General features: G+C 65.3%; 18 protein-coding genes. 10 read left to right on the plus strand and 8 right to left on the minus strand.

What is annotated here, in order from left to right; all coding sequences use genetic code 11:
• Positions 1–11: 11 nt before the first annotated feature.
• The 7 genes from KJP30_RS09625 to gspG are packed head-to-tail and all read right to left on the minus strand — an operon-like array spanning position 12 to position 4,423.
• Entirely contained in the window at positions 12–500 is a 489-nt protein-coding gene (locus KJP30_RS09625; protein ID WP_218448925.1) for a type II secretion system protein M, read from the minus strand.
• Positions 497–1,660 (minus strand): type II secretion system protein GspL, encoded by a 1,164-nt coding sequence (gene gspL, locus KJP30_RS09630; protein ID WP_218448926.1) that lies wholly within the window; start codon positions 1,658–1,660, stop codon positions 497–499. The genes KJP30_RS09625 and gspL overlap by 4 nt, the downstream gene beginning before the upstream one ends.
• Positions 1,653–2,534 (minus strand): type II secretion system minor pseudopilin GspK, encoded by an 882-nt coding sequence (gene gspK / locus KJP30_RS09635; RefSeq protein ID WP_218448927.1) that lies wholly within the window; start codon positions 2,532–2,534, stop codon positions 1,653–1,655. Before gspK ends, gspL begins: the two co-directional genes overlap by 8 nt.
• Positions 2,531–3,178: a type II secretion system protein GspJ gene (locus KJP30_RS09640; RefSeq protein ID WP_218450102.1), complete on the minus strand. Its 648-nt coding sequence runs from the start codon at positions 3,176–3,178 to the stop codon at positions 2,531–2,533. The genes gspK and KJP30_RS09640 overlap by 4 nt, the downstream gene beginning before the upstream one ends.
• Complete coding sequence (locus KJP30_RS09645; RefSeq protein ID WP_218450103.1) at positions 3,175–3,543, minus strand: type II secretion system protein; 369 nt, start codon at positions 3,541–3,543, stop codon at positions 3,175–3,177. The genes KJP30_RS09640 and KJP30_RS09645 overlap by 4 nt, the downstream gene beginning before the upstream one ends.
• Positions 3,528–3,983, minus strand: a complete 456-nt coding sequence (locus tag KJP30_RS09650; protein WP_218448928.1) for a prepilin-type N-terminal cleavage/methylation domain-containing protein — start codon at positions 3,981–3,983, stop codon at positions 3,528–3,530. Before KJP30_RS09650 ends, KJP30_RS09645 begins: the two co-directional genes overlap by 16 nt.
• The gene (gspG, locus tag KJP30_RS09655; protein WP_281421413.1) at positions 3,968–4,423 is read right to left on the minus strand and encodes a type II secretion system major pseudopilin GspG; all 456 of its coding nucleotides are present in this window, start codon (positions 4,421–4,423) and stop codon (positions 3,968–3,970) included. Before gspG ends, KJP30_RS09650 begins: the two co-directional genes overlap by 16 nt.
• A gap of 118 nt (positions 4,424–4,541) precedes the next feature.
• Here gspG and KJP30_RS09660 point away from each other — a divergent pair, with 118 nt between their 5' ends.
• The 6 genes from KJP30_RS09660 (at position 4,542) to KJP30_RS09685 (ending at position 12,339) form a co-directional block, all read left to right on the plus strand.
• Entirely contained in the window at positions 4,542–5,276 is a 735-nt protein-coding gene (locus KJP30_RS09660) for a prepilin peptidase (protein ID WP_218448929.1), read from the plus strand.
• Between the two features lie 80 nt (positions 5,277–5,356).
• Positions 5,357–6,934 carry a tetratricopeptide repeat protein gene (locus KJP30_RS09665; protein WP_218448930.1) on the plus strand — a complete coding sequence of 526 codons (1,578 nt, stop codon included), beginning with the start codon at positions 5,357–5,359 and terminating at the stop codon, positions 6,932–6,934.
• A gap of 2 nt (positions 6,935–6,936) precedes the next feature.
• Positions 6,937–8,136, plus strand: a complete 1,200-nt coding sequence (locus KJP30_RS09670) for a tetratricopeptide repeat protein (protein ID WP_218448931.1) — start codon at positions 6,937–6,939, stop codon at positions 8,134–8,136.
• Between the two features lie 85 nt (positions 8,137–8,221).
• Complete coding sequence (locus tag KJP30_RS09675; RefSeq protein WP_218448932.1) at positions 8,222–8,644, plus strand: hypothetical protein; 423 nt, start codon at positions 8,222–8,224, stop codon at positions 8,642–8,644.
• Positions 8,645–8,788: 144 nt separating this feature from the next.
• Positions 8,789–11,848, plus strand: coding sequence for an FG-GAP-like repeat-containing protein (locus KJP30_RS09680; protein ID WP_218448933.1), 3,060 nt, complete (start codon positions 8,789–8,791; stop codon positions 11,846–11,848).
• A 104-nt stretch (positions 11,849–11,952) separates the two neighbouring features.
• The gene (locus tag KJP30_RS09685) at positions 11,953–12,339 is read left to right on the plus strand and encodes a VOC family protein (RefSeq protein ID WP_218448934.1); all 387 of its coding nucleotides are present in this window, start codon (positions 11,953–11,955) and stop codon (positions 12,337–12,339) included.
• A 47-nt stretch (positions 12,340–12,386) separates the two neighbouring features.
• Here KJP30_RS09685 and KJP30_RS09690 read toward each other — a convergent pair whose 3' ends face one another.
• The gene (locus KJP30_RS09690) at positions 12,387–13,004 is read right to left on the minus strand and encodes a GNAT family N-acetyltransferase (protein ID WP_218448935.1); all 618 of its coding nucleotides are present in this window, start codon (positions 13,002–13,004) and stop codon (positions 12,387–12,389) included.
• A 340-nt stretch (positions 13,005–13,344) separates the two neighbouring features.
• Between KJP30_RS09690 and fzlA the strand changes: the two genes are divergently transcribed.
• The 4 genes from fzlA to msrA all read left to right on the plus strand — a co-directional run bounded on the left by fzlA (position 13,345) and on the right by msrA (position 16,331).
• Positions 13,345–14,010, plus strand: a complete 666-nt coding sequence (gene fzlA / locus KJP30_RS09695; RefSeq protein ID WP_218448936.1) for an FtsZ-binding protein FzlA — start codon at positions 13,345–13,347, stop codon at positions 14,008–14,010.
• Between the two features lie 99 nt (positions 14,011–14,109).
• Positions 14,110–15,141 carry a tRNA epoxyqueuosine(34) reductase QueG gene (gene queG, locus KJP30_RS09700; protein ID WP_218448937.1) on the plus strand — a complete coding sequence of 344 codons (1,032 nt, stop codon included), beginning with the start codon at positions 14,110–14,112 and terminating at the stop codon, positions 15,139–15,141.
• 237 nt (positions 15,142–15,378) lie between these two features.
• Complete coding sequence (gene msrB / locus KJP30_RS09705) at positions 15,379–15,828, plus strand: peptide-methionine (R)-S-oxide reductase MsrB (RefSeq protein WP_218448938.1); 450 nt, start codon at positions 15,379–15,381, stop codon at positions 15,826–15,828.
• Positions 15,825–16,331, plus strand: coding sequence for a peptide-methionine (S)-S-oxide reductase MsrA (gene msrA / locus KJP30_RS09710; RefSeq protein ID WP_218448939.1), 507 nt, complete (start codon positions 15,825–15,827; stop codon positions 16,329–16,331). The genes msrB and msrA overlap by 4 nt, the downstream gene beginning before the upstream one ends.
• Positions 16,332–16,383 lie beyond the last annotated feature (52 nt).

Genomic DNA, 16,383 nt, shown 5'->3' on the forward strand with positions numbered 1-16,383 from the left:
CCCGGGGGCGATCAGCCCTCGGGCACCACCTCGATCCGCGCGTCTACAAGGCCTTCTTCAGCGCCCCGATCGATGCGGAAGGCCGCGAACCGGTAGCCCCAGACCGGTTCAATCTGCGTCAGCCATGCAATCAACCGGTCAAAGCTGACGCCTTCGAACCGCATCTCGATCCCTTCACCCTGTCGCGCCGACAGCGTGGCGACCCGGTCCGCCAGCCCGGCCCCGGCAAGGCTGCGCTGCACCGCTGCCAAGCCGATCGGGGCGACCGGCTCCGGCCCCGAGGCATTGCGCAGCATCTGGGCATCCCCGGCCCGCGCCGTGACCCAAGCCTCAAGTGCGCGCGCCTCGATCAGCGCGGCTTCGGCCCCGGCCCGCCGTTCGGAAAGGGGCCACAACAGGCCCACCCCGGCACCGCAGATCAACACCAGCGCCATGACCAGCAACAGGCCGCGTTCGCGCGCGGTCAGCCGCAGCAGCTGTTCCACGATCCCGCCCGTCATCCGCCCTGCTCCGGTTCCGCGACGGTCAGATCCGCCTCAACGCTGCCACCGCTGCCCAGCCGTGCGTCGCGGATAGAAACCCGCAAGCCCCCGGCGGCAAGCGCCTCGACCAACGCATCCACAGCAGCGAAATCGCCCATTTCCACCCCAAGGCGCAGACCTTCGCCCGGCGTCCAGTCCACGGATTGCAGGCGCGCCTCCGCCCCGGACAACACCGGCGCCGCGTCGGCAAACAGGTCAAGCGGCGATGCCTGCCCGCTGTCGGCACGCAATTGGCCACGCTGTTCCGCCAGTGCGCGCGCCACCTGCACCCGCAAGTCAAGGATCGGGCCGGCGGGCAGGAATTCGGCCCTTGTGATCTCGACCGACCGCGCCGTCAGCGCCACTGTCTCTTGTTCGACGGCCCGGATCACCGTCATCTGCGCCGCAGCCCAAAGCGCCGCCGCGACGGCCCCTGTCAGCACGGGCCATTGCCAGACACGCACTTGCCGACGCAACCGTGTCCGCGAGGCCTGCGGATCGGCGCGCAGGTCCAACGCCGCCTCGCCCCGCGCAAAGGCCCGCGCATCAGGGTCCGGCTGTGTTTGCCATTCAATGCCTTTATCGGCCAGCAAAGCCTCGAAGGCAGGCAAAGGCGGACCAAGACGCACGACCTTGCCCGGCACGTTTCCGTCCGCAATGATACGGGTCGCTTGCAGGCACAAAGCGGCCTCGGTGGTGGTCACACCGTCGTGCGGGCCAAACCGGGCCCGAACCCGGGACGGAGAACCGCTGACGCTCCAGTCGCCCTTGGCTACCGGCAGGGCAAGATAGTCCGGCAAGATCGCAACGCAACGCCCCCCTGCTTTGGCGCGCCATTGGTCCAGAACGTCGCGCTCCGTCACCAAAACGCGCGTCCAGCTTTCTGCCTCTCCCTCCAGCGCGAAAGGCCGCATCTGCGTTGCCCCGGCGCGCGCGCCCATCACGTCTGCCAGTTGCCGTTGCGCCACCTGTTCGCGTGCCGCCCCACGGACACCCGGTGGCAAATCCAGCAGCAACAGCGGCACTTGTTCGCCCGGCACCAAAGCCACGTACCGCCCACGCGGCTGCGGCCCGGAAATGGGCGCCGTGGGCAGGCCGGGATCGGTCGGCAGGAATGCAGGGTCCGCGCGTTCAGTCATCGGGCCGACGATAATCGACCCGCACACCAACGGGAAGCGGTTGCCGGAAAAGGATGCTTTGCCGCGCAAGCTGCCGTCCTTCGAACTCGACCCTCGCACGGGCAAGGAACCAGTCGCTGCCGGTGCCCAGACGGGTGTCATCCAAATCGGCCGCGACCGCGGGCGGCAGGGCCAAAAGGAAATCGGACACCGAGGCAAAGGGCCGCCGCGCCCGTTCCGCCGCCAGGGCCTGCGCCTGCGCGACCGAAAGGCCCGGCACCCATGCGGCAAGAACCTCGGGCGGGGCGGTGTTTACATTCAGGCGGCTGTCGCTTGGCAGGGCCGCCATCAAGGGTTCTAACCGTTGGAACTGACGATCCGTCAGTCCCGGCAGGGCGCGAAGCTGGCGCAAATCCTTGACCGGCCCTCCCCTCGGCAAGACATCACCGAAACCGGCGGTGCCGACTGGCCCACCCGGCGACAGAAAGGCCCGGATCGCTGCGGCACCGTCCTGCGACAGGCCCAAGGTTGCAAGAAGACGGGCAAAAGCCTCTTGCGCCTGCGCATCCTCCGGCACCGCCAGCCAGTTGACATTGAACCGGCCTTGCAGGTCCTCCACTCCGCCGGAAATCCTGCTGCGGTCCAACGTGGCCTGCACGATTGGCTGCGCCCATGTTTCGCCAAGGTGGTCGGTGGGTCCGGGGTCGGCCTCCAGCAGCGTAGCCGCCAACGCATCAAACGCATCAAGATAGGCCTCGCCCTGCCCTGTCCCCTGCCATGCCAACTGGCGCTGTACGCTCATCTCTGCCCTCACCAAAAGGACCAGAGCCGCCGCGGCAAGCGCCCCCACAAGAACCAGAGCATTCACCAGAACAAAGCCGCGCTGCGCCCTCATGGCAGGACCTCCAGCAGGCGGATCTCGCCCAGAGTCTCGATCGAAAACAGCAATTCTACCGCGGTGGGCAGCCCGTCGCCGTAGCGGTTCGCCACCAGCGCAAAACTGCGGTCTTCGTCCCCCGGTGCGGTGCCAGTCACAGGAACGGGCGCGCCTGCTTCGATCCCGTCGATCCATCCCTGCCCTTTGCGGAAACTGCGCAGGCGGAAGGCCGAGACCCCGGTCAACAGGATCCGATCCGAACTGCGCAAACCGGCCTGCGACGGTTCCGTTACCGGCCATGCGGCGCGCGACAGCGTGCCCGCCGCCCGGTCAAAGCGCCACTCGACACGCTGAAACGGTGCAGCGTCCGGGGCCAGCGCCGAAACCGTCAGCCCCATGCGCGCACCTCCGGCGTCCAGCGACAGCGCCGATTGCGGCGGACCATCCGGCGGGTAGAACAGGACCGGCGCGGCCCGGTCCAGATCCGTTCGCAACAGTGCCAGCGTCACCGCAAGCGCACGGTCGCGATCATCCCGCCCGGTCAAAGCGTCACGGGTGCGGATGGTCCCGTTCAGGGTCTGCATCCCCATCACTGCGACCAAGGAAAACAGCGCCATTGCGACGACCAGTTCGATCAGGGACAATCCGCGTGTTCCCCTCATCGCACGCCCCCTCCTGCGGGCAGGAACGTGACCAGCACCGCGCCCGGCCCCTCGGAAGAGGTCACGACAATGTCGGCCCGGATCAGGCCCGCCGCCGTTGTCCGGCGGCGTGTTTCGATGCGGAAATCATAGGGGCCAAGCCGCACCGTATCCGGCAAGCTCCCGGCTTCGGGCAGGCGCAAGGCTTCGGCGCGGTTTTCGGCGGCAAGCTGCGCCAGAACGCGCGGGCCCGCCCCGCCCAGCACCAGCCGCGCTTGCCCGGTGGCCTTTAGCGTTGCCAGTGTCCCAAGCGACAAGACGGCAATGGCAATCACCAGTTCCAGCAGGGTCAGCCCCCGCGTCGCGCGGCCTACCCTTCGGCGCATGTCAAATCGCTCCAGCCGTCGCTGATGCAGCGCCACGTGGTGCCGCGCGTCCGAAAGGTGACCGCAAAGGCGCTGGCCCGGCCATCGGCACCCAGTCGGATCGGCGGTCCTTGCAAGGGGAGCGGCTCGGACAGCACAAGGCTTGCCCGTCCGCGCCATTCATGCAGAAGCTGGCCCGGCTCCCAGCCCTCGGGACCGCGCCGTGACAGGCGAACCTCCGTGGGTGTGACCTCCAGCCCGTGTTCGGCCCGCGCCATCACCGCCAAAGCCCAGGTCTGTTGAAACGCCTGCCGAAATCTCTGGGCATCACGTTCGGCCCCCGTAACCGCCCCGCCGGTCGACAGGCCTACGCCAACGGCAAGCACCGCCAGAACAGCCACCGAGACCATGACTTCAAGCAGGCTGAACCCCGCGTCGCCGGATCTCAGCCCTGCGTCCACGAGCCGATGTCCGCATCCGCGCCCGTCCCGCCGGGCACACCATCCGCTCCGTAGGTGAAGACGTCGAAATCGCCGTGAACTCCGGGCTGAAGATACTGATACGGACGCCCCCATGGATCCTGCGGCACCCGATCCATGTACCCGCCCGTGGCCCAGTTCTGCGGCACCGGCTCGGACGCGGGCCGCGTCACCAGCGCCGCCAGCCCCTGATCGGTGGTCGGATAGCGGAAATTGTCCAGACGGTAGAGGTTGATGGCGGCCTGTATGGCTGCGATGTCCGATTGCGCGCGGGCGGCGCGGGCCTGATCCGGCCGGTCGATCACACGCGGCACGATGACCAGCGCGAGGATCGACAGGATCACCACCACGACCATCAGTTCCAGCAGGGAAAACCCCGCGTCGGCGGGGCGGCGCGGCATGGCCTGTGATGTTTCGCTCATATGCTCCCCTGCGCCGCTGACGTGGCGCCCTCTTGACGTTTTGGCGTGATCCTAGACAGAAACCCCGGGTCAGACAATCGCCGCCGCACGCAGGGCGGGTGGGGCGCGGAGGACCGGCATGACAGGGTTCTGGACAGTGTTTCTTTTGCTGGTCTCACCGGCCATCGGCTCCTTTCTAGGTGTGCTGGTGGATCGACTACCGCGCGGGGAGAATGTGATCCTGTCGCCATCGCGCTGCCGATCCTGCAAGACGCGGCTGAGCCTGCGGGACCTTGTGCCGCTGCTGTCCTACCCGCTTTTGCGGGGGCGCTGCCGCCATTGCGATGCCGCCATCCCCGGTTGGCTTTGGTTGATGGAACTCGCCGCGACCGGTCTTGCCGGTCTTGCCATCCTGCGCGGCGGCACGGCGTGGGACATCTGGTGCGCGGCGGCTTTGCTGTGGTTGCTGCTGGCTCTTGCGGTTTCAGACCTCCGCAGTTTCCGCCTGCCGGATGCATTGACTGCCGCGCTGGCCGCGCTGTGCCTTGGCGCGGCGCTGGCCCAAGGTGTCTTTCTTCTGGCGCTCGCGGGCGGGCTGATCGGTGCGGGCAGCTTTTTGGCCCTCCGGATCGCCTATCACAGCTTGCGCGGCCGCGAGGGGCTGGGCCTTGGCGACGTCAAGTTGATGGCCGGTCTGGGCGCGCTGACCGGCCCGTTCGACCTGCCATTGCTGGTGCTGATTGCCGCGCTGACCGCGCTGGCCGCCGCCGTGATCCGGGTCGGAAAACTCAACCGACAGGTGGCGCTGCCCTTTGGAGCGGCACTGGCTGTGTCGGGCGCTTTCCTCTGGCTGTTTGAAAAAACGCTGCTCTAGGCGCGCTTCTCCTCTCGCACATCGCGTCAGGATCGCTAGGATCGCCCCACCCCGACACTGATCGCGACAACGGAGCCGCCATGACGTCCTTTAGCCGCCCAGTCCTTTCCGCAGCGCTGGCCTCGTTGCTGGCGGTTGCGCCTGTTGCCGCCGCCGCACAGGACGCCGGAACACCGCCCGCCGCGACCAAGGACCTGCCAGACATGGCCGAAATCGAACAGGCGTGGAACCGGGGGGATTTCGTCACCGTGCGGCAGGGGCTCAGGACGCTGGCCGAAGAGACCGGCACGCCGCTGGCGCAATACCGCTATGGCCGTGTGTTGATCGAGGGGCGCGGCGGCCCGCGTGATCCCGAAGGCGCCGTTCTGTGGCTGGGTCGCGCGGTTGACCAGAACCACGCCGAGGCCGCGACGCTTCTGGCGCGGATCTATCTCAGCGAGGTCCCGGGCGGCCCGGGCCGCGATCCCGCCAAGGCCGCCGGCCTGCTGACACGCGCCGCCACCCGGGGCGACGCCCCGGCGCAGTACCTGCTGGGCCTGCAATACCAGAATGGCGACGGGGTCGAACGCGACACCGAGGCCGCGTTCAACTGGCTTCTGGCCGCCGCCGAACAACGCCACGCAGAGGCGCAATTCGCGCTGGCCGCGCTGTATTTCGGAACGCCTGACGGCGATCAGACCGAAGGGATGCGCTGGCTTCGCGCCGCCGCGAAACAGGGCGTGACAGAGGCGCAGGTCCAACTGGCCACGCTGCTGGATGTGCCCGACACCGCCGTCACCAACCGGTCCGAGGCGCTGGACTGGTATCGCCGCGCGGCCGAAGCCGGCCACGTCATGGCGCAACGAACCCTTGGCACGCGCTACCTGACCGGCGATGGCGTCCCTGTCGATGCCCAAGAAGCTCTGCGCTGGCTGAGCCGCGCCGCCAAGGCCGGAGACGCCGCCGCCATGAGCAACCTTGGCTACGCTTTTGCCAGCGGGCAGGCCGTGGATCAGGACATGGCGCAGGCCGCGCGCTGGTATCGAATGGCATCCGAACACGGGTTGGGCCGGGCCATGGTGGCCCTCGCCCACCAATTTGAAACGGGATCTGGCGTTGCACTGGATTTCGATGCCGCGCTGGCGTGGTACGTGCAAGCGCTCAAGACGCGCGACGCCGCACAGGCGCGAATCGAGCTGGGCCGGCTGGCCGCCGAAGGCCGATTGGACGGCAAGGTCGCGCCACAACGGGCCGTACCATGGGTTCTTGCATCGGCCCGTCAGGGCAACGCCAATGCGCTGATCTGGCTTGAAGCGCAGGCCGAGGCGGAAGAACCGCGCGCGCAAGCCGCGCTTGGCCGTCATTTGCTGGACACAGATCCCGACCGGCGCGATCAGGCCGTGGCCCTGTTGCGCGCCGCTGCCGAACAGGCAGAGGAATCCGCGCAATTTGCCCTGGCCGAAGTTCTGGCCCGCGGCGATCATGGCGGGGCCCCTGACTATGTCGAAGCGCACAAGTGGTACAATATCGCCGCCACTTTTGGCCATGCGGAGGCTGCGAAACAGCGCGAGGTTCTGGGCAACCTGATGACCCCCGAACAGCTGGCGCAGGCCCAGACCGCCGCCCGCGACTGGTTCGAGGCGGACGCCCTGCGCGGACCCCGGCTTGGGGGGAACTGACCATGCGCGCCTCAGCCGTTCTGGCGCTGATCGTGACGCTGGGGCTTGGTCCGCAAACGGTGTCGGCACAAACCGATCCTCTGGCCGCGCTGCGGGCGGCGGCTGAGGCCGGCGATGTCCCTGCGCAACTGGCACTGGCCGAACGGCTGGAAACCGGGGACGGCGTGTTGCAGAACTATGCGCGTGCTGCGCAATGGTATGCGCGCGCCGCCGAGGCCGGAGACCTGACCGCCACCAACAAGCTGGGACGATTGTATCACGCGGGTCTTGGCGTCCCCCGTGACCCCGAACGCGCACTGGCACTGTTGGAACGGGCAGCGGACAGCGGCGCGGCCGAGGATCTGTACGACCTTGCGCTGGTGTTGGAAACCGCCCGCTCTGACGACGCATCGCTTGCCCGGGCAGCCGAACTGTACCGTCGGGCCGCCGAGGCAGGTCACCTTGATGCGGCTGTCAGCCTTGGCGTGCTCTTGCAGGACGGAAAAGGGGTTCCACAGGATTTTGCCGCAGCCGCCGAGCTGTATCGCAGCGCCGCCGACAAAGGGCATCCCAAAGCCCTGAACAACCTCGGTCTGCTTTACGTGCGCGGCGACGGAGTGGCGCAGGATTACGAACGCGCCGCCCAGTTGTTCAAGGCCGCGGCGGAACAGGGTCTGCCACAGGCGATGACCAATCTGGGCGTGCTGTATGACAACGGGTTCGGCGTACCGCAAAGTGACGAACTGGCTGCCTTGTACTATCGGCAGGGCGGACAGGCGGGGGCCAGCGACGGCAAGGCTCCGCAGATCGTCTATGACCCCCGGCTGGCCCCGCCCGCCGCCGACACCGAAAGCCTGCGTGCACTGGAACGCGCCGCCCGCGCCGGCGATCCTGTGGCCGAGTTTCAGGTCGCCTACCTGATGCTGAACGCGCATCCACTTGACCCGCGCCGCGCGGTGCAGGCCGCGCAACTGATGCGCCGCGCCGCCGAGGCAGGGCATGCCCCGGCCATGGCCAACACCGGCCTGCTGTATTTCAGCGGAACGGGGGTGCCACAGGATTATGTCATGGGACAGATGTGGCTGCTGCTGGCGAGCTCCAGCGGATTTGACGAGGCGTCCGGCTTCGCCGTTTTCTGGAACAGCCGGATGACCCCCGAACAGATCAACGAGGCACAAACGCGGGCCGAGGCAAAATGGGCGGAATGGCGCAACCGTCCCTAGACGCTGCCCAGCCGACCTTGACCGCGCCTGCTGCGCCAAGCAGAGTTACGGCATTCCCCTGCCGCCACCAAAGACAGGAACCGTCATGCGCATCTTTCGCCACGCCCCGATCCTTGCAACTGCGTTGTGCCTTGGCCTGACCGGCATGGCGCAGGCCGCCGATCCGGTGGCCCAGCACAATTCGACAGCCTTCTGGTTCGTCAACTGGTTCGGCCTGAACAACGCGACGCTGGACGTGGTTTCGCCCGATGGCGAAATCACGACCGTCTTTGCCGCCTCCGGCACCCCGGTCTATGAACTGGACCGCGCCAAGGCGATGGACGGCGTCTATCGCTACGAGCTGTCTGCCGCCACGGAAAACAAGGTCAAGATCGCCAATCCGCAGAACAACGGTCGTGGCGATCTGGCGTCCGATATGGCGCCGGAAGCCTTCTACCTGTCCGGCCAGTTCGTCGTCTCTCGCGGGGTCATCACCACGCCAGACGATATTTCCGAAGAAGACGGCTGAACCCGCGCCGCAATCGCGCGGCGCTTCCGCAAGGTCAACAAATCCTCCTGAACCGGGCCGATCCCCGGTCCTTCCGCTTGTGTTTCATACCGGGGCTGACGAATAGTGGTCATGCCCATCCGCCGGCAAGAACAAGAGGGACCGATGATCCTGGACAGCAATACCCCCCGCACCGATTGGCTCCGTCTTGCAATTGCTTCGGCGATCGTGGTCGTGCTGGCCTATCTTTTCTGGACCGGATCGCGCTATCCGGCGCTTGAGGAAAAGGCCATCATGTCCGGCGGCATCCAGTTGGAGGATCCGCTGGGGTTCGAGGCGAAATTCGCGCTGACCGAGGACATGACCGTTCTGGAACGCATGTTTTGGTCGACGCTGAACTGGATCAACACCAACAAGAAGGGCATGACCTTCGGGGTGCTTTTCGCCGCCGCCTTCCTGACCGCCGCGCCCTATGTCCGCCGCAAGAGCTTCAAGGGCGGGTTCGCCAACAGCGCGCTGGGGTTGGCCATCGGCACCCCTCTGGGTGTCTGCGTCAACTGCGCCGCCCCCATCGCACGCGGCATGTATTCCGGTGGTCTGCGGGCAGAAACCACGCTGTCCGCCATGATCGCCTCACCGACGCTGAACGTGGTGGTGCTGACCATGCTGTTCAGCCTGCTGCCGGTTTACATGGCGGTGACCAAGGTGGCGCTGAGCCTGCTGGTGATCCTTGTCATCGTGCCGCTGATCTGCCGCCACCTGCCGGAAACCGAACTGCCCCCGGCCAAGCGCGTCGCCACCGTGCCCCCTGCCCCGCTGCCGGGCGTGCATCACGCGCTGAAGGATGTGCTGGTCAGCTACGTCAAGAACCTCTGGTACATTTTCAAGATGACCGTGCCGCTGATGCTGCTGGCGGGGATCCTTGGCGCCGTGGTCGCCACGCTGCTGCCCCAGGACCTGATCACCGGGCTGGCCTTCAGCCTGATCGGTCTTGTGCTGATCGCCCTTGTTGGTGTCTTCCTCCCGGTTCCCATCGCCTTTGACGTGGTCGTCACCGGCGCTCTTCTGGGGATCGGCCTCAGCCATGGTTACGTCATGGCGCTTCTCTTCACGCTTGGGAGCTTCAGCATCTATTCCTTCTTCATCGTGACCCAATCCGTCGGCCTTCGTGCCGGGCTTTGGCTGGCTGCCAGTGTTGCGGGCCTTGGCGTCCTGTCTGGCGCCGGCGCGCATTATTACCACGAATGGCAAACCGACCGCGCCCTGCGCCTGCTGACCAGCGAGGCCGACACCCCGCCGCGCCTGCTCTGGGCCGCCGAAGCGGCCGAAGGCGACCCCTGGCAAGTCACCAGCGCCGATGCGGCCCGCATCATCGTCGAACCGCGCCCCTTCGCGGCACCCTCCGCCGCCGCACCGCGCGGCTTTACCCGGTTGGAAGGCTGGGAAATCGGGCTGGACCAGCCGATCGAATTCACCATGGCCGACATGTGGCCGCCCTTCTGGGAGGGCCGCAGCCTCGCCTCTGGCGACATCGACAATGACGGCGACATCGACCTTGCGGTCGCCTCGACAGAGGTCGGCCTGCGCCTGTTCGCCAATGACGGCAGCGGCCAGTTCACACCGTTGGAGATCGACCTTGGCCCCCTTGCCACCGCGCAGGTCTTTAACGCGGCCATCGTCGACATCAACAACGACGGGCACCGCGACCTCTTCCTTGCCACCTACCGGGGCGGCAACTTCCTGATCCTGAACGGGCCGGACGGTTTCGGCGCACCGCAGCCGGTCAAGAACACCGAAGGCACCTTCCTCACCATGGCGCTCAGCTTTGGCGATGCCGACCGTGACGGCGACCTTGACCTTGGCCTCGGCAACTGGGCCGCTGGCTGGTATCGCCGCATCCCGGGCGAGGAATCCCGCAACCGGGTGATCTGGAACGAGGATGGCGCGCTGACCGGCGATGCCTTCACCGTCCTGCCCGGCATCCCCGGCGAAACGCTGTCCATGCTGTTCACCGACCTCGACCGCGACGGCAATCAGGACCTGCTGCTGGGCAATGACTTCGAGATCCCGGATTATTACTACATGGGCGATGGTCAGGGCGGCTTTCGGGCGATCACCTTCCAGGACGGGAAGATGCCGCACACCACCACCACGACCATGGCGATCAAGACCGCCGACCTGATGAACGATGGCACGCCCGAACTGTACCTTGCGCAGATCGCGGGCCGCTCCTCGGGGGTGTCCAACATCCTCAAGATGCAGCCGCTCGAAGATTACTGCAACGTCATCAAGCGCGACGACCTGCGCGCCACCTGCGAAAAGAACATGGCCATCAAGACATGGTACAAGTCGGGCAACAGCTTTGACCCGACCTATGCCAGCCGCTGCCAGGAACTGACCGGGCGAGACCACGTCGAATGCAAGGCCATGCTCATCAAGGATCTGGCGATCCAGCGCAAGGATGCCGCGATCTGCGACATGATCCCCAAGGATCAGACCAAGGCGCATTCCTACTGCGTTGTGCACTTCAAACCGCCGCGCGCCATCACCGCCACCGAGGCGGACGAAGCGCTGCCGCAGATCCAGAATTTCAACGTGCTGCTGACGCAAGGGTCGGATGGCGTCTATACCGACGTAGCCAAAGATTGGGGTCTGCATATCGGCGGCTGGAGCTGGGACACCAAGATCGCCGATTTCGACGAAGACGGCTGGAAAGATGTCTATATCGTCAACGGCACTTGGGTCCCGAACGAGGTCAGCCCCTCGAACCTCTATTTCCAGAACACCGGGCGCGGTTTTGTCGAGGCCTCCGGTCCCTTCGGTCTGGAAGATTACCTGATGACCGCCGCCGCCACCCAGTTCGACATGGACGGGGACGGCGATCTGGATATCGTGACCTACACGGTAAACGGCCCGCTGACGGTCTTTCGCAACAATACGCAGGACGCCCGCGCACTGGTGGTCAGCTTCGAGGATCTGGCCGGCAACCGGGACGGCATCGGGGTTGAGGTCACGGTGACGGACACCGACGGCGTGACCCGGATGCAGGAAATCCAGCTGGGCGGCGGCTTTATGTCCTTCGACGCGCCGGTGGCGCATTTCGGACTGGGCGGCGCAAGTGGCGCCACCCGCATCGCGGTGCGTTGGCCCACGGGCGAGGAAACGGTGATCGAAGGCGATTTTGCCGCCGAGGTGCATTACCGCATCCGCCGGGGTGCCGAATAGTCAATGGTCCCGCACAGGCAGGCTTTGGGCCAGGTCGTTTCCCTCTGGCCCGAAGCAGGACCTGCCGGTTTCTAAGATTTTTCCAATAAGTTACGGAGCACCAGATGATTGATCACATGACCTTTGGCGTGACCGAGTTTTCCCGCTCGGTTGCCTTTTATGACCGCGCCTTTGCACCGCTGGGGGTTACCCGCCTTTTCACGGTGCCGCCGGAACACACCAACGGGGTCAAAGTCACCGGTTACGGCGATGACCGCCCATGGTTCTGGATCGCCGAAGAAGACGCCACGAAAGGCAAATTGCACATCGCATTGACAGCCAAGGACCGCGCCAGCGTCGATGCTTTCTACAAGGCCGCGCTTGAGGCGGGCGGCAAGGACAATGGCGCCCCGGGGCCAAGGCCGCATTATCACCCCGATTACTACGGTGCTTTTGTCCTTGATCCCGACGGGCACAATATCGAGGCCGTCTGCCACAAGCCCGCAGGCTAGGCCCGCGTTCACTTGCCAGAAAGGCCGGACAGGCCCCTGCCCGCGGCTCAGTCAGGGACCGCCTGCAACGGCTTGACCATCAGCACCCAATGGTGCCCCGGCCCGTCCCAATCGCCTTTGACCATCGCGCGACGGGCCTTTTCGGCAAAGCCGCAGCGTTGATACAGCCGGATGGCCCCGGCATTTGCCTCGGCCACCACAAGGGCCAATTGCCCGTGTCCGCCTGCGCGGGCGATGTCCTCGGCCAGCGCCATCAGGCGGGCCGCATGACCTTGCCCGCGACGCTCGGGCAAGGTGGCAATCACGTTCAGGCACCATGCCCCAGGAACCATGTTTTCCAGTTCGACCAGCGGAGCCCATTCCGGATCGACGCTTTCCACCGGCACCGGTTCAACCGGGTGCGGTTGCCCCATCAGGACAGCCTCGACCCCGGCGCCCCGATCCAGCACGGCCATGACCCAGCCGCTGTTCATCTGTTCGACCTGTTGCAGTCGACCTTCTTCCCAGGGATCTCCGCCCGGCCCCACCTTCCTGTTCCAGACCGACAGCAGAATGCCGCCCGAGGCCATGTCATTCAACCGCGCCACCGTTGCGGCGTCATCGACGTGGAAAGCGCGCAGCGGCGGGGCAAGGGGGACGGGAACAACGGCTTTGGTCTGCGGCATGGTCAACCTCGACGACATGATGCGAACTGCCTTGCCGGCAGCCGCCGGAATAGCGCCTGTGCAGGGTCGCTTTGGGCCCGGCACGCGCGAATGCTAGCAACACGCCTGATCGCAAGCCAGCTTGCAGGACGCCATAGTCTGCTCAGAGTCGCCCGCCGACACCTCTAGTGGTCGCGGGCACCGCGCAGTTTCCACCCGCAAGCCGCTGACTTTATGTCATTTTATGACACCAACCCGACGAACAGGCAAAATCTCGCGGGTCAGGTGGCCGCAATTCCGTTGAACCCCGCCCCTTTTCACGGCAAGTAGAGGGGGTTTCCCCCAACCCGCGCGGAAGGCCATGGCCAAGCTCTATCACGTCCCCCTCTCTCCTTTCTGCCGCAAAGTGCGGCTCAGCCTCGCCGAGAAGAAGATCGAATGTGAGCTGATCGAGGAGCGATACTGGGAAAAAGACCCGGATTTCATGCGACGCAATCCGGCCGCCAAAGTGCCGGTCCTGAAGATCGACGGCAAGACCATGGCCGAAAGCGCGGCCATCTGCGAATGGATCGAAGAGAAATACCCCGAACCCGCGCTGATGCCCCGGTCTGCCGATGCCCGCTACGAAGTACGGCGTCTGGTGGGCTGGTTCGATGATAAGTTCCACAACGAAGTGACGTCGAAACTGTTGTATGAACGGGTGAACAAGAAGGTCATGAAGGCCGGGTTTCCCGACAGCGGCAATGTCAAATCGGGCGCGCGGGCGATCAAGTATCACCTCGACTATATGGCCTGGCTGCTGGATCACCGCCGCTGGCTGGCCGGTGACAACATGACGCTCGCCGATTTCACCGCCGCCGCGCATCTGTCGGCGCTGGATTATATCTCGGACGTGGATTGGAACCGATCGAGCGTGGTCAAGGACTGGTATGCCAAGATCAAGTCCCGCCCGGCCTTTCGTGCGATCCTTGCCGATCAGGTCCCCGGTTTTCCGCCGCCCGCCCATTATGCCGATCTCGATTTCTGAGGCGGCGGCGATCTTTCTGCGAAAGATCGCAGGGGGCGCTGCCCCCGTCCCTGCGGGACTCCCCCGGGATATTTCCGGACAGAAGAAACAGGCGGGCGCATGTCCGGGCTGACGGCGCGTGTGAAGACCAAGGCGCGCGAGATCGGCTTTGCCGAGGCGCGCATCTGTGGTCCCGGTGATGTGCCGCAGGTCATGGAGCGGCTTAGGAGTTTTCTGGACCGCGGCTATCACGGGCAAATGGGATGGCTGGCAGATCGGGTACATTGGCGCGGCGCCCCGGATGTGCTGTGGCCCGAAGCGCGGTCGGTGATCATGCTGGCCGAGAACTATGGACCCGATCAGGACCCGCTGGCGGTACTGGAGGCGCGCGACCGGGCCGCGATCAGTGTCTATGCGCAGAACCGTGACTATCACGACGTTGTCAAGAAACGGCTGAAGCGGCTGGCGCGCTGGTTGATCGCCGAAGCCGGAGGTGAGGTGAAGGTCTTTGTCGACACCGCCCCGGTGCCCGAGAAACCGCTGGCGCAGGCCGCGGGGCTTGGCTGGCAGGGAAAACACACCAATCTGGTCAGCCGCAGACTGGGCAGTTGGGTGTTTCTGGGCTGTGTCTTTACCACGCTGGAGCTGGAACGCGACGCGCCGGAGCGCGATCACTGTGGGTCTTGCCGTGCCTGTCTGGACATCTGTCCGACCGACGCCTTTCCCGCGCCTTACCAGTTGGATGCCCGGCGCTGCATTTCCTACCTGACCATTGAACACAAGGGACCGGTGGATGAAGACCTGCGCCCTGCCCTTGGCAACCGCATCTACGGGTGTGACGATTGTCTGGCGATCTGCCCCTGGAACAAGTTCGCGCGCCGCGCGGAAGAGGTAAAATACCATGCGCGCCCGGATCTGTTGGCGCCGCCGCTGAACGAACTGGCCGCGCTGGACGATGCCGGGTTCCGTGCACGGTTTTCCGGATCGCCGATCAAGCGCATCGGGCGGGACCGATTTGTGCGCAATACCTGCTATGCCATCGGAAATTCGGGACGGGCCGACCTGCGTCCTGCCGTGCAGGCGCTGTGCGAAGACGCGGATGAAACCGTGCGGGATGCGGCGCGGTGGGCCGTGACCCGGTTGGGGTCTTGAAATACGGCCCGAACCGCGGCGAAAATGGGCGCTGAGCTGCCATCTCAGCGCCCCGAGCGACACCAGATTTTCTTGGGAGAAAATTACTGTCACTCGGCCGTTACATGGCAGCCGCACCGGTTTCGCGCAAGAGGCACGCAAGGCAACGTGAGAACCGTGTCATCCCGCTTTGATTTGGCGCGCTACACCCCATGTTATGCCATACCATCGGACGGCGCGATCCGAGAGGAGGACAAGATGCCAAAATATGAACGAAGACCAGAGGTTATCCACAGCCTGACGCCCGAGCAGTTCCACGTCACCCAAGAGAGCGGGACAGAGCGCCCGGGGACCGGCGAATATCTGCACACGAAGGAACCCGGGATCTACGTGGACGTGGTTTCGGGAGAGCCGCTGTTTGCCAGCGCCGCGAAATACGAATCGGGCTGTGGCTGGCCAAGCTTTGTCAAACCCATTGAACCGGACAATATCGTCGAGCTGCGCGACACCACGCACGGGATGATCCGCACCGAAGTGCGCTCGCGCCATGGTGACAGCCATCTGGGGCATGTTTTCCCCGACGGCCCCATGGACCGGGGTGGCCTGCGATATTGCATCAACTCGGCCTCGCTGCGGTTCATCCATCGCGACGAAATGGAGGCCGAGGGCTACGCTGATTACATCGACCAGGTGGAGGAAATCGAATGACCGAACGTGCCGTTCTGGCGGGGGGCTGCTTTTGGGGTATGGAAGAGCTGATCCGCAAGCTGCCCGGCGTGGAAAAGACCCGCGTGGGCTATACCGGCGGGGATGTGCCAAACGCCACCTATCGCAACCACGGCACCCATGCCGAAGGGATCGAGATCCTGTTTGATCCGGCGAAGATCAGCTATCGGCGCCTGTTGGAGTTCTTTTTCCAGATCCACGATCCGACCACGCTGAACCGGCAGGGCAATGACCTTGGGATGAGCTATCGCTCGGCCATCTACTACGTGGACGAGGATCAGCGACAATGCGCGCTGGATACGATCGCCGATGTCGAAGCCTCGGGGCTATGGCCCGGCAAGGTCGTCACAGAGGTGGAGCCGGTGGGTGATTTCTGGGAGGCCGAGCCTGAACATCAGGACTACTTGCAACGCTATCCGGGCGGCTATACCTGCCACTTCCCGCGGGCAGACTGGATCTTGCCCAAACGCGACGCGGCGGAGTAGCCCCGACAAAACCGGGCAGCCATGCGAAACCGTATGGCTGCCCTGCCACATT

The sequence above is a fragment of the Antarctobacter sediminis genome, assembly GCF_019218285.1.
GTDB classification, from domain to species: domain Bacteria; phylum Pseudomonadota; class Alphaproteobacteria; order Rhodobacterales; family Rhodobacteraceae; genus Antarctobacter; species Antarctobacter sediminis.

Coding starts and splice junctions, on each gene's coding strand:
- KJP30_RS09625 (WP_218448925.1), bottom strand. CDS start 500: ATGACGGGCGGGATCGTGGAACAGCTGCTGCGGCTGACCGCGCGCGAA.
- queG (WP_218448937.1), top strand. CDS start 14,110: ATGTCCGGGCTGACGGCGCGTGTGAAGACCAAGGCGCGCGAGATCGGC.
- KJP30_RS09670 (WP_218448931.1), top strand. CDS start 6,937: ATGCGCGCCTCAGCCGTTCTGGCGCTGATCGTGACGCTGGGGCTTGGT.
- gspK (WP_218448927.1), bottom strand. CDS start 2,534: ATGAGGGCGCAGCGCGGCTTTGTTCTGGTGAATGCTCTGGTTCTTGTG.
- gspL (WP_218448926.1), bottom strand. CDS start 1,660: ATGACTGAACGCGCGGACCCTGCATTCCTGCCGACCGATCCCGGCCTG.
- msrB (WP_218448938.1), top strand. CDS start 15,379: ATGCCAAAATATGAACGAAGACCAGAGGTTATCCACAGCCTGACGCCC.
- KJP30_RS09690 (WP_218448935.1), bottom strand. CDS start 13,004: ATGCCGCAGACCAAAGCCGTTGTTCCCGTCCCCCTTGCCCCGCCGCTG.
- fzlA (WP_218448936.1), top strand. CDS start 13,345: ATGGCCAAGCTCTATCACGTCCCCCTCTCTCCTTTCTGCCGCAAAGTG.
- gspG (WP_281421413.1), bottom strand. CDS start 4,423: ATGAGCGAAACATCACAGGCCATGCCGCGCCGCCCCGCCGACGCGGGG.
- KJP30_RS09660 (WP_218448929.1), top strand. CDS start 4,542: ATGACAGGGTTCTGGACAGTGTTTCTTTTGCTGGTCTCACCGGCCATC.
- KJP30_RS09645 (WP_218450103.1), bottom strand. CDS start 3,543: ATGCGCCGAAGGGTAGGCCGCGCGACGCGGGGGCTGACCCTGCTGGAA.
- KJP30_RS09680 (WP_218448933.1), top strand. CDS start 8,789: ATGATCCTGGACAGCAATACCCCCCGCACCGATTGGCTCCGTCTTGCA.
- KJP30_RS09665 (WP_218448930.1), top strand. CDS start 5,357: ATGACGTCCTTTAGCCGCCCAGTCCTTTCCGCAGCGCTGGCCTCGTTG.
- KJP30_RS09685 (WP_218448934.1), top strand. CDS start 11,953: ATGATTGATCACATGACCTTTGGCGTGACCGAGTTTTCCCGCTCGGTT.
- KJP30_RS09675 (WP_218448932.1), top strand. CDS start 8,222: ATGCGCATCTTTCGCCACGCCCCGATCCTTGCAACTGCGTTGTGCCTT.
- KJP30_RS09640 (WP_218450102.1), bottom strand. CDS start 3,178: ATGAGGGGAACACGCGGATTGTCCCTGATCGAACTGGTCGTCGCAATG.
- msrA (WP_218448939.1), top strand. CDS start 15,825: ATGACCGAACGTGCCGTTCTGGCGGGGGGCTGCTTTTGGGGTATGGAA.